At 72.4% G+C, this 12,559-nt stretch carries 7 protein-coding genes; 6 read left to right on the top strand and 1 reads right to left on the bottom strand.

Annotation, left to right across the window (positions count from 1 at the left end; all coding sequences use genetic code 11):
- Positions 1-319: 319 nt before the first annotated feature.
- The 5 genes from WME96_RS36885 (at position 320) to WME96_RS36865 (ending at position 6,947) form a co-directional block, all read left to right on the top strand.
- The gene (locus WME96_RS36885) at positions 320-1,129 is read left to right on the top strand and encodes a cyanophycinase (protein WP_437286262.1); all 810 of its coding nucleotides are present in this window, start codon (positions 320-322) and stop codon (positions 1,127-1,129) included.
- Between the two features lie 24 nt (positions 1,130-1,153).
- Positions 1,154-3,838: a cyanophycin synthetase gene (cphA, locus tag WME96_RS36880; RefSeq protein WP_437286261.1), complete on the top strand. Its 2,685-nt coding sequence runs from the start codon at positions 1,154-1,156 to the stop codon at positions 3,836-3,838.
- Complete coding sequence (gene iadA / locus WME96_RS36875; protein ID WP_437286260.1) at positions 3,838-4,992, top strand: beta-aspartyl-peptidase; 1,155 nt, start codon at positions 3,838-3,840, stop codon at positions 4,990-4,992. Before cphA ends, iadA begins: the two co-directional genes overlap by 1 nt.
- Positions 4,967-5,836 carry a cyanophycinase gene (locus tag WME96_RS36870; RefSeq protein ID WP_437286259.1) on the top strand — a complete coding sequence of 290 codons (870 nt, stop codon included), beginning with the start codon at positions 4,967-4,969 and terminating at the stop codon, positions 5,834-5,836. Before iadA ends, WME96_RS36870 begins: the two co-directional genes overlap by 26 nt.
- 220 nt (positions 5,837-6,056) lie before the next feature.
- Positions 6,057-6,947: a LamG-like jellyroll fold domain-containing protein gene (locus WME96_RS36865; protein ID WP_437286258.1), complete on the top strand. Its 891-nt coding sequence runs from the start codon at positions 6,057-6,059 to the stop codon at positions 6,945-6,947.
- A gap of 331 nt (positions 6,948-7,278) precedes the next feature.
- On the opposite strand, the gene WME96_RS36860 is transcribed toward WME96_RS36865, so the two are convergent.
- Positions 7,279-7,650 carry a hypothetical protein gene (locus WME96_RS36860; protein WP_437286257.1) on the bottom strand — a complete coding sequence of 124 codons (372 nt, stop codon included), beginning with the start codon at positions 7,648-7,650 and terminating at the stop codon, positions 7,279-7,281.
- 786 nt (positions 7,651-8,436) lie between these two features.
- Here WME96_RS36860 and WME96_RS36855 point away from each other — a divergent pair.
- The gene (locus WME96_RS36855; protein WP_437292393.1) at positions 8,437-12,417 is read left to right on the top strand and encodes a protein kinase domain-containing protein; all 3,981 of its coding nucleotides are present in this window, start codon (positions 8,437-8,439) and stop codon (positions 12,415-12,417) included.
- The last annotated feature ends 142 nt before the right edge of the window (positions 12,418-12,559 follow it).

Genomic DNA, 12,559 nt, shown 5'->3' with positions numbered 1-12,559 from the left:
CACGCAGGGCACCCGCCACGCGCCCCGCTAGCCCCCTGTGAAGCACATCACCGCAGCAGGCCTCTGACGAGCGCTCGACGGTGTGCGCCCGACCGGCCGAGCCGAGCCCATGCCTCCGCGCAAAGCCGGCCGGCCTCAGCGCCTCACGTCGCCGGCCAGTCCACGCCAGGCGCCAGCCTCATCCGGAGCCGAAGAGGGGCAATCGGACACCCTGTGGCATTTTGCCATGGTGCAGGTCTGACCATCTCGTCGAAACCTGCGTGAAGCGGAGCGAACCCTGCCTGGCCCGGGCGTTGCGAGAGCGCGTGAGCTCCTGGACATGGTCCCCGGTACGAACTTTCCGCGCTTGGTGGCCATCGGCGGCGCCGAGGACAAGGAGGGGGAGCGCACCATCCTTCGCGAGTTCGTGCGCCTCGCCGGCGGCCAGGACGCCTGCCTCGTGGTCATCCCCTCGGCCAGCGAGACGCCCGATGTGGTCGGCGAGCTCTACCAGCGGCTCTTCCACGAGCTCGGCGCCTCCGAGGTCGCCGTGCTCACCATCGCTGCCCGCGACGACGCGCGCAACGAGGCCGCCATGCGGCAGGTCGAGCGGGCGACTGGCACCTTCTTCACGGGGGGCGACCAGCTCCGGATCATGAACCGGCTCGGCGGCACCGGGGTCGATACCATGCTCCACCGGCGGTGCGAGGAGGGGATGGTCGTCGGCGGCACGAGCGCCGGCGCGGCGGTCATGTCGTCGACCATGATCGTCGAGGGCGAGACGAAGTCCCCCCGCGCGGGCGCCGTGCGCACCGGCCCAGGCCTCGAGCTCCTGCCCGGCGTCATCATCGATCAACATTTCGCCCAGCGCGGCCGCATCGGCCGGCTCCTCTCCGTGGTCGGGCTGTTCCCCCATTACCTCGGCGTCGGCATCGACGAGGACACCGCCATCGTCGTCCAGGGACACCGCGCCACCGTGATCGGGAGCGGCGCCGTCACCATCGTCGACGCCGGCGGCGCCTCCTTCAACGACGCCGTGGACACCCCATCGGGAGGCTGCATCACGCTCTGCGGGGTCACCCTGCACTCGCTCCCTCACGGACGGAGCTTCGATCTGCTCGAGAGAAAACCCATCATCGCCGCTGACTGACTCCAACACAGCCGAGCTAGACCCATGCGCATCATCACCATCCGTACGCTTCAGGGCCCGAATGTGTTCGCCAGCTGGCCGGTCCTCCGCATGACCCTCGACCTCGAGGACCTCAACGAGACGAGCAGCGCGCAGGTCCCTGGCTTCGTCGACCGCCTGCTCGGGCTCCTGCCGGGCCTCGCCGAGCACCACTGCTCGCGGGGCAAGCCGGGGGGGTTCGTCGAGCGCCTCCGGGAAGGCACGTACTGGGGCCACATCGTCGAGCACGTCGCGCTCGAGCTCAGCGAGCCGGCGGGGATCGGCGTCACGTACGGCAAGACGGTCTACGCCGGGGCGCCCGGGCTCTACGACGTCGTGGTCGAGTTCGAGAACGAGGCCGCCATGCGCCTCCTGCTCGAGGCCGCCTTCGAGCTCGTCACCGCCGTGCTCGAGGGGAAGCCCTACGACGTGGCGGCGAAGGTCGCCGAGGCCGCGCAGGTCGCCCAGGAGACGGCGCTCGGGCCGAGCACGCGGGCCGTGGTCAAGGCCGCCGAGAAGCGGGGAATCCCCTGGTCGCGCCTCAACGACGAGAGCCTGCTCGTGTTCGGCTACGGAAAGCACCGGCGCTTCGTCCAGGCCACCACCTCGTGCAACACGAGCTGCGTGGCCGTCGAGATCGCCGGCAACAAGCAGCTCACCAAGGAGCTGCTCGAGCGCGCCGGGCTGCCGACGCCGCGAGGGGTCGTGGTGAGGACGGCCGGCGAGGCGGCGCGGGCGCTCGGCGAGCTGCGCGCGCCCGTCGTGGTCAAGCCCCTCGACGGCAACCAGGGAAAGGGCGTGTCGCTGAACCTCTGGACCGAGGCGCAGGTGCGCGAGGCGTTCGACATCGCGCGCGAATACCGCGCTCGGGTCCTCGTCGAGGAGATGGTGAGCGGGCGCAACTACCGCGTTCTGGTCGTGAACGGGCGCGTTGTCGCGGCGAGCGAGCGGCTGCCGGCCCACGTGGTCGGCGACGGACAGCGGACCGTGGCCGAGCTCATCGCGCTGGAGAACCAGAACCCGCTGAGGGCCAACGGGCACAACGGTGTCCTCACGAAGATCGTCGTCGACGACGTGGTCCGCGCCGGCCTCGCCAAGCAGGGGCGCTCGCTCGACGAGGTGCCGGCTGCCGGCGAGCGGTTCTTCCTGCGCGAGAGCGTCAACCTCTCGACCGGGGGCATCGCGCGGGACGTCACCGACGAGATCCACCCCGACACAACCCGCCTGTGCGAGCGCGCGGCGCGCGCCATCGATCTCGACATCTGCGGGATCGACCTCGTGGCCGACGACATCGCGCAGCCCCTCGGCCGCGGCGCGATCATCGAGCTGAACGCCGCGCCGGGCATCCGCATGCACGAGCACCCGAGCGAGGGGAAGCCGCGGGACGTGGGCGGCGCCATCGTCGAGATGCTCTATCCGCCGAGGACGCCGTCGCGCATTCCCATCGTCTCGATCACGGGCACCAACGGCAAGACCACCACCACGCGCATGGTGGGCCACATCCTCGGGGCGACGGGCGCCACCGTGGGAATGACAACGACCGAGGGCATCTACGTCGGCGGGCACTGCGTCGAGTCGGGGGACACGACCGGACCGGGGTCGGCGCGCACGATCCTGTTCGACCCCACGGTGGACATCGCGGTGCTCGAGACGGCGCGCGGCGGCATCGTCCGGCGGGGGCTCGGCTACGACTGGTCCGACGTCGCGATCATGACCAACATCGGGCCGGATCACCTGGGCCAGGACGGGATCGAGAGCGTCGACGACCTGCTCTGGATCAAGATGGTGGTCGCCGAGCGGGTGCGCGAGGGCGGGACGCTGGTGCTCAACGCGGAGGACCCGCTGCTCGCCGCCGTCCCGGAGCACCGCCGCATGAAGAAGCTCTCGCGGAACATCGTGTTCTTCTCGCTCGACCCGTCGAACGCGGTGCTGCGGGACCACGTCGCCCGCGGCGGGACGGGCTACACGCTGAGGGACGGCGCCATCGTGGAGCTCCAGCGCGGCGTCGAGCTGCGCATCATCCGGGCCGCCGACATCCCGGCGACCTTCGCGGGCGCGGCGCTCTTCCAGGTCGCCAACGCCATGGCGGCGATCGCCGCCTGCCGCGCGCAGGGGGTGATGGTCGAGACCATCCAGCGCTCGCTCCGGACCTTCGAGGCGTGCACCAGGAACAGCGGTCGAATGAACCTCTACCAGCTCGAGGACAACTACGTCCTGATCGACTATGGCCACAACCCGGGCGCCTTCCGCGCGACGTGCGCGCTCGCGGCGCAGTGGGAGGGGCGGAGGATCACGGGCATCGTGAGCCTGCCCGGAGACCGCTCGAACGCGCTGCTCGAGGCGTGCGCCTGCGAGATCGCGGAGGGCGGGTTCCACCGCATCATCGCCAAGGACGACGATGAGCGGCGGGGTCGCGCGCCTGGCGAGGTCCCGGCCCTGCTGCAGCGGGTCGTGAAGGAGGTGAGGCCCGGGCAGCTCTGCCAGGTCGTCCCGGAGGAGCGCGAGGCGGTCGAGCACGCGCTCGCCACGGCGGAGCCGGGCGAGGTCATCGTGCTGTTCACCGAGGAGGCGTCCCGGATGGGCGAGATGCTCACCCGGATGGGGGCTGTCGCGGTGAACGAGGTGCCCGAGCTGATGTCCGGTCCCCGGGCCCGCACGCGGCGCCGCCAGGACGCGATCGTGGCGGTCTGATGTTCGTGCTCATCGAGGGCGGGGAGGTCTTCGCGCCCGAGCCGCTCGGCGCCGCGCCGGTGCTCGTGGCCGGCGACCGGATCGCGAAGGTGGGTCCGGTCGACGGCCGCGCGCTCGCCGCCCTCGGGATCGACGTCGACGTGATCGACGCGCGCGGGTGCGCGGTGATTCCCGGGCTGCTCGACCCCCACGAGCACCTGCTCGGCGGCAGCGGCGAGCGCGGCTTCGCGTCGCAGACGCCCGAGATCGCGCTGGGCGAGGTGGTGACGGCGGGCATCACCACGGTGGTGGGGTGCCTCGGCGTCGACACGATGACCAAGACGATGGCGGGTCTGCTGGCGAAGGCCAGGGCGTTCAAGGAAGAGGGGATATCGGCGTACCTCTACTCGGGCGGCTACGACGTGCCGCCCGTCACGCTGACGGGCACGGTGCGCCGCGACATGCTGCTCGTCGAGGAGGTCATCGGGGCCGGCGAGGTGGCGGTCTCCGACCTCCGCAGCGCCGAGCCGTCGCTCGCCGAGCTCGCGCGGCTCGCGAGCGACGCGTACGTGGGGGGTATCCTCACCGGCAAGGCGGGGATCACGCACCTTCACGTGGGCGACGGGCCGAGGCGGCTCGAGCCGGTGCGCCGGCTCATCGCCGAGCATGACGTCGCGCCGGGGTGGCTCTATCCGACGCACGTCGAGCGCAACGAGGCCTTGATGCGCGAGGCCGTCGCGCTCACGCGGCAGGGGGTGACGGTCGATATCGACACCGTCGAGGAGGACCTCGGCCAGTGGCTGCGCTTCTTCTGCGACGAGGGCGGCGACCTCGACCGCCTGACGGTCTCGTCGGACGCCTCGATACCGAGCCCTCGCACCCTCTTCGAGCAGCTCCGGGAGGTGGTGCGCGAGCACGGCTTTCCGCTGGAGCGCGCGCTGCCGCTCGTCACGTCGAACACGGCGCGCACACTGAAGCTCGCGCGCAAGGGGGCATTGCGGCCCGGCCACGACGCGGATGTGGTCGTGCTCGAGAGGGGCTCGCTGGAGATCGTCGAGGTGATCGCGCGGGGGCGGCGGATGGTCAAGGCAGGGCGCCTCGCCGTCACGGAGCGGTTCCTCGAGCAGAGCAATCGAAAGGTCGAGTTGCATGGTCGAAAGCAAAGGGGGCGCTGAAGGGCCGGACAGGGATGCTCCGGCGGGCGCGCCGCGCGGCCGCCCGGGCGGCGCGCTGGTGCTGATCGGGGGGCACGAGGACAAGGAGGGGGCGCGGGAGATCCTGCGCGAGGTCGTGCGCCGCGCCGGCGCGCGGCCGATCGTGGTGGCCACGCTCGCGAGCGAGGTCGCCGGGGAGCTCTGGGTCGAGTACGAGCGGGTCTTCCGGGCGCTCGGCGCGGGCGACGTCAGGCACCTCGACATCGCGCAGCGCGATCAGGCCAGGGAGGCGCGATGGCTGGAGAGCCTCGAGGGCGCGGGGTGCGTGTTCTTCACGGGGGGCGATCAGCTCAAGATCACGAGCAAGCTCGGCGGCAGCCGCCTCGCCGACGCGATCTGCGCCGTGTACCGGCGCGGCGGCACCGTCGCGGGCACCTCGGCCGGCGCCTCGGTGATGAGCGAGACGATGCTCGTGGGCGGGGCAGGCGAGGAGTCCGCGAAGGTGCGCGGCGCCGTGCGCATGGCGCCCGGCCTCGGGCTGGTGCGCGACCTCCTCGTCGATCAGCACTTCGCCCAGCGCGGCAGGCTCGGCCGTTTGCTCGGCGCCGTCGCCCATAACCCCCGCTTGCTCGGGGTCGGCGTCGACGAGGATACGGCCGCCGTGATCGAGCCCGATCGCCGCCTGCGCGCGCTGGGGACAGGCGCAGTCTACATCGTAGACGGACGCAACATCAGCCACACGAACATCGGCGAAGAGGAGGGGGATCGCGTGCTCAGCCTGTTTGACGTGCGGCTCCACGTGCTGAGCGCCGGGGACTCGTTCGACCTCGAGACAGGGCGCCCGGGGTGCGGGCAGCCTCGTTGATCCGAGGCCGGCTGCGGCCCATCGCTGAAGGGTGGCAGACGTGACAGGCGAAGACGGCGCAGAGCGATGAGCGATCTCCGCGCCTCCTTGGTTCATTTTTCTTCTCATGGCATCTGCGCAGGCCAGCGGAGGAGAGCGCGCTGACATCGATCGCATCTTCGCGAGAGGCTCGGTGACAGTGCGCGGCCTCCTGAGCTACGCTGCTCGCAGGAAACACAGGATGCTTGTCTCATCACATCTTTCCACATGCCGCCTGGCCGGCGTGGCCCTCGTGCTGCTGTCCTCGACGGGGTGTGTCCTCGAGGGGGGCGGCACGGCGGCGCCGCGCGGGGCCGAGCAACAGCAGCCGCCCCCTCGGGAAGAGCTCCCCGGGCAGGGGCCTGGCCCTCAAGATGAGCGCCCGGACCAGGAGCCTGGCCCTCAGGGGGAGCTCCCCACGCAGGAGCCTGGGCCTCAGGGGGAGCTCCCCACGCAGGAGCCTGGGCCTCAGGAGGAGCGCCCCGCTGCGCTGTGCGAGGCGGGAGACCCGTCGCTCATCGCGTGCTTCGCGTTCGAGGGAGATCCCAGCGATGGCTCGCAGCACCGCTTCATGCCCGATCGCACGCGCAACCTGGAGTACGCGCCTGGGAAGGGCGGCAAGGCGCTCCGCGTGACGAAGGGGAGCCGCCTCCGCTTTGGCCACGACGCCGCTTGGACCGCCCCCGCGATGACGATCGATGTCTGGATCAACCCGGCTTCCCTCCCGGAGAAGGAGCGATTCACCGTGATCGACAGCGGCGGGAAGCCCTCCCTCTTCCTGATGCCGGACGGCCAGATCCGCTGCACCATGGGTGTCGAGCGAAACGTGCCCTACTCCATCGTACCTGGGGAGTGGACGCACATCGCCTGTCTGTCAGATGGCCAGACGCAGAGCCTCTATGTGAACGGCGTCGAGGTCGACCGGAGCCCCTCCGGGCCGGTGCTCGCCGACGGAGAGCAGCCGATCCACATCGGCTCGGAAGAGCCGACCGACCAGGACGAGTTCCACGGGCTGATCGACAGCCTCCGCCTCTTCGGCCGGACGCTCGCGCCGCAGGAGATCTGCGCCGCCGCCGGCAAGAACGGCTGCTGAGCGAAGGGGCGCTGCCTCCAAGGGGGCTCTGCTCCAGCGCAGCAGGGGTGTGCCTGCGCTGTAGCGATGTGCCGACGCTGTAGCGATGTGCCTGCGCGGCCGAGGGCTCCGTGCTTGCCCTGGCGGAGCTCCACGCGCGCCCGGGCCAGGCCCTGGCGGTGCGCCGCGCCTGCGCGGCGGCAGCCGCACGGCCGGGCCAGGCGCAGGCCGACCGGCGCGCCCAGACGCTCAGGTCCGGGCTGCCGGGGGGACGCGCGCTCGGAGCGCGAAGAATGACGTGAGGGATGAGGGAAGGAGAGGGAAGGGAGACAACGCCCCGGATCGGAGCCGATCAGAAGGCGTTGGCGCGGAGCTCGTCCTTGTACTTCTTCTTGTACATGTCGTGGCAGCTCTTGCAGCTCGCCTTGGCGCCGTCGATGTCGCCCTTCTTGGCCTTCTCCGCGCCCTCCTTCGAGATCGCGGCCCACTTGGCCATCCCCGGCGGCGGCTTGGCCGCGACGTACTCCAGCGCTTCCGCGATCTTCGCGCCGTCGCCGCTGTTGGTCGCCGACTGCATCACCGTCTTCATCCAGCCCTGCATCGGACAGGGCTTCTGTCCTTTTTCACCGCAGCCGAAATCCTTCTTTTCGGCGATGGACGCGGGGACGTCCGTCGTCCCGCCCGCTGCCCACGCGGCCCCAGCAAACCCAATGCCGACGCTCATCAGCACGACACTCATCAACTTGCTCATCGACATCCGACGTCTCCTGTAGGTAAGGGCAAGCTCAGCGAGAGACATCGCAGCTCCGCGGGTGGTTGTCAACTGCCACCTTGAGCATCGAACGCGCTCGCGAACGCCACCCAGGCGCAGACGAGGTCGGGGGCAGAAACTTCATTCGAGCCTCCGTTTTTTGCTCCGTCGCCGGCGGCAGCGCGGTGCACGCGGAAATTTCCATCCACGTTACGCGGCGAGCGCGATCGTCACGATGAAGCCGAGCCGCGTGATCACGAGAACCATGCCGAGGAGCAGCGCCGCGCCGAGCAGGACTGAGTGGATCAGCGCCGCGCCACCGACGTTGATCGCAAGACCGTGGAGGGCGAGGACCCCTGTCGAGGAGCGACGGCCCCTGGCAGGTGCGGATGACGCAAGGCGGCATCCACAGCCCGAGCGTCGCGAGCGTGGCGAGGAGCACGGCGGAGGTGGGTGGGCGTGCGGTCATGGGTGTTCCTCCGGCGAGCCCGGTGGGCTCGGTGGACCCGCCCGGGGCGGCGCGCTTGCCCGAGGCACACGAAGCGGTCCGGCGCGACACCGTGGGTTGTGCCGGCATTCACAAGGGCGGGAACACCGCTCCTCGCCGAACGCACTCTTTCGATCCATGTCACCCGCGACGCATCGCATCGAGCGAATGAGCCGGCCGCATCCGCGATGATGTGAGTCCGCGCACCATCCCAGGACCGGATCCGGACCAGGAGGGCCGCGCGCGTGATATCGCTGGATCCACGGCGGTTGATGCGCGCGGGAGAGATCGTCGACGAGCGGTTCGAGATCGAGGGCCTCGCGGGCTCCGGCGGGATGGGGCACGTCTACCGCGCGCGCGACCGGCGCACCGGCGACACCGTCGCTCTCAAGGTGCTTCGCCGCGCCGGCAAGAGCGAGCTCGGGCGCTTCTCCTGCGAGGTGCAGGCGCTCTCGGCCCTGCGCGTCCCCGGCGTCGTGCGCTACATCGATCACGGCGTCACCGCGGACGGCAAGCCGTATCTCGTCATGGAGTGGCTCTCCGGCGAGACGCTCGCCGAGCGCATGGCCGCGCGGGGGCTCACCCCGGCCGAGAGCGTCGATGTCGTCGCGCGGGTCGCGGGGACGCTCGGCGCCATTCACCGGCAGGGCGTCGTCCACCGCGATCTCAAGCCGAGCAACCTGCTGCTCGTCGAGGGGCGGCTCGATCGGGTGATGGTGCTCGACTTCGGGATCGCGCGCTTCCGGATCGACCAGCAGATCACGACGCCGGGCACCGTCCTCGGGACCCCGGAGTACATGGCGCCCGAGCAGGCGCGCGGCGAGCGGAGCGTCGACGCCCGCGCGGACGTGTTCGCGCTCGGGTGCGTGCTGTTCAAGTGCCTCACCGGGCGCGCCGCCTTCCAGGGCGCAGGGGCGCTCGCCGTGCTGGTCAAGGTGCTCCTCGACGAGCCGCCGCGCCTCCGCGAGCTCCGCCCCGAGCTGTCCGAGGAGCTCGACGCGCTCATCGCCAGGATGCTCGCGAAGCAGCCGGGCGAGCGGCCCCGCGACGGCGAGGCCGTCGCCGAGGCGCTCGGCGCGATCGAGGTGCGCGGCGTCGACGCGGCGGACGGCCGCGCGGCCGCCGCGCCGGTGCGCGTCCTGGAGCTCACGAGCAGCGAGCGGCGCGTCACGTGCCTCGTGCTCGCGCACGAGCGCTCGGCGCCCGAGGAGGAGACGCGATCGCAGGAGGAGGAGCAGGCGCGCGCGCTCGAGCGGACCGAGGAGCTGCGCGCGCTCGCCGCGCGCTACCAGGGGCAGCTCGAGCTCATCGACGCGAGGTCGCCGCTGCTCGTGCTGACGAGCGCCGAGGCGGCCACGGATCTCGCGGCGCAAGCAGCCCGCTGCGCGCTCGCGCTGCGCGCTCTGCTCGGGGGCGCGCCGGTGGCGCTGGTGACGGGGCGGGCGGAGCTCACGCCGCGCATCCCGATGGGCGAGCTCATCGACCGGGCGGTGCAGCTCCTGCCGACGCGCGGCGAGCCGGCCCCCGCGGCCGCGGTCCGGATCGACGAGGTGACGGCGGGGCTGCTCGGCGGCCGGTTCGAGACGAGCTGCGAGGGCGGCGCGAGGTTCCTGCACGGGGCGCGGGACGACCTCAAGGTGGCGACCGCGCCGGCGCTGCTCGGCAAGCCGATGGCGTGCGTGGGACGGGAGCGGGAGCTCGCGGTGCTGAGCGCGGAGCTCGAGCGGAGCATCGAGGAGTCGACCTCGGGCGCGCTGCTGGTCGTCGCCGCCGCGGGGATGGGCAAATCGCGGCTGCGGCAGGAGTTCCTCGAGAAGGTGCCGTCCGTCGCGGCGCGCGGCGTGAACGGCGCGCGCGACGCCGGGGGCGGCGGCGTCGAGGTGTGGGTCGGCCAGGGCGACCCGATGAGCTCCGGCTCGGCGTTCGGGCTCCTGTCGCGCGCGCTGCGCCGCGCGATGGGCATCGTCGACGGCGAGCCGCTCGAGGAGCGGCGGCGCAAGGTGCGGGCGCGGGTCGAGCGCCACCGGGAGCTCGACGTGGGGCGCGTCAGCGCCTTCCTCGGCGAGCTCGTGGGCGCGCCGTTCCCGGACGACGACATCCAGGTCGGCGCCGCGCGGCGCAACCGCCTGCTGATGGGCGATCAGCTCCGGCTGTCGTGGGAGGAGTTCATCCGCGCCGAGTGCGCGAAGCAGCCGGTGCTGCTGATCCTCGAGGACCTGCAGTGGGGCGACCTGCCCACGGTGACGATGGTGGAGGCGGCGCTCCGGAGCCTGAAGGACCTGCCGTTCCTCGTGCTCGGCCTGGGCCGCCCCGAGGTGCACGACATGTTCCCCGGGCTCGCGCAGGGCCGCTTCGGCAACCAGATGATGCTGCCGCCGCTCACGCGCCGCGCGAGCGAGCGGCTGGTGCGCGCGGCGCTCGGCGACGAGGCGAGCGAGGAGCTCGTGGCGACGCTGGTGGACCGGGCCGACGGCAACCCGTTCTACCTCGAAGAGCAGGTGCGGGCGGTGGCGGCCGGCCACGGGGCGGACCTGCCGGAGACGGTGCTCGCGATGGTGCAGGCGCGCATCGAGGCGCTCGACGCGGAGGCGCGGCGCGTGCTGCGGGCGGCGAGCGTGTTCGGCCAGGCGTTCTGGCCGAGCGGGGTGAGCGCGCTGCTCGGCGGGGCGGGGGTGACGCGGTGGCTCTCGGAGCTGGAGCGGCGCGAGGTGATCCACCGGCGCGGCCCGGGGCGGCTGCGGGGCGAGGTCGAGTACCGCTTCCGGCACGCGCTCGTGCGCGAGGCGGCGTACGGCATGCTGACCGAGTCGGACCGGCGGCTCGGCCACGCCCTGGCGGGCGCCTGGCTGGAGGGCGCGGGCGAGCCCGACGCGATGACGCTCGCGGAGCACTTCGAGCGCGGCGTCGTGCCGGCGCGCGCCGCGGCGGCGTACCTGCGCGCCGCGCAGCACGCCCTGGAGGGCAACGACCTCGGCGCCGCGATCGCGCGGGCCGAGCGCGGGCTCGCGTGCGCCCCGGAGCCCGCCGTGGTGGGGGCGCTGCGGCTCGTCCAGGCCGAGGCCCACGTGTGGCGCGGCGACCTCGCGCTCGCCGAGGAGCGGGGGACAGAGGCGGCCCGGCACCTCGCGCGCGGCTCGGCGCCGTGGTTCACGGCCGTCGCGCAGGTGGTCGCCGCCATGGGCAAGCTGGGCGATTTCGAGGGGGTGGAGCGGTGGACGGGCACGGCGGCCGTCCTGCCTGCGTTGCAGGGCGCCGAGGGCGCGAAGAGCACCTGCCTCTCCATGGGGGCCTCGACGCTGGCCTTCACCGGCCGCCTCGCCGTCGTCGACGCGCTGATCGCGGCGGTGGAGCGCGCCCTCGACGGCGGGTCTGCGGCGGGCGCCGAGGTGGTCGCGGGGCTCCACCAGGCGCGCGCCTTCCGCGCCATGAGCGGGGGCGACCCCGGCGCCTGCGTCACCGGCCTGGAGGCCGCGCTGGCGGCGTTCGAGCAGGTCGGCGACCGGCGCAACGCGTGCATCACCCGGGCGAACCTGGGCTATTCGTACGGGGAGCTCGGCGATTTCGAGGGCGCCGAGATGGCGCTCCGCTCCGTGCTGGAGGCCGCCGAGCGGATGGGCCTCCACGAGGTGGCGGCGGCGGCGCAGGCCAGCCTGGGGCAGGTCCTCGCCTACCGCGGTCGGCTCGCGGAGGCGCGGGCGGTCGAGGAGGCGGCGCTCGCGTCGAGCCAGCGGCTCGGCGATCCGCGCGCCGAGGTGGTGTCGCGCTCGTACCTGGCGAAGATCGCCTTGCTGGCCGGCGACTTCGGCGCCGCGGAGCGCGAGGCGCGCCTCGCCGGGGCGCTGGAGAGCGCGTCGCCGCTGCGCGTCGCGGCCACGGCGCTGCGCGCGCGGGCGCTGCTCGGGCTCGGGCGCGCGGGCGAGGCGCTCGCGGCCGCCGGCGAGGCCCTGGCCGCGCTCGAGTCGCTCGGCGGGCTGGAAGAGGGCGAGTCGATGATCCGGCTGGTGTATGCCGAAGCCCTCGCGGCGAACGGCGATCTCGGCAGGGCCTCCGCCGCCATCGCCTCGGCGCGCGACAAGCTGCTCGAGCGGGCGGGCAGCGTCCGTGACGCCGAGTGGCGCAGGCGCTTTCTCTCCCACGTCCCCGACAACGCCCGCACACTGGAGCTCGCGGCGCAGTGGGTCGGAACAGGTCGGAACGGGTCAGAACAGAGCGCCGCTGTCCCACGGGAGAATCTGCACAGGGCGTGCAATTAACAGCTGACAGAGCAGGTGATTCGCCGTACCCTGTCCATAGACGTGGAGAGTTCCCGGCAGCGGTCGCCCTGAGCGAAGCGCCGGAGGGCGTGCTGTGATCGGGGAGCGCGAGCGCTCCTCTTGGCTCGCTACCGAGGTCTCA

The sequence above is a fragment of the Sorangium sp. So ce406 genome (assembly GCF_051474675.1).
In the GTDB taxonomy this organism is placed as follows: Bacteria; Myxococcota_A; Polyangia; order Polyangiales; family Polyangiaceae; genus Sorangium; species Sorangium cellulosum_G.
Note: the sequence above shows the minus strand (reverse complement) of the source record. Positions and strands in the feature narration are given on the sequence as shown.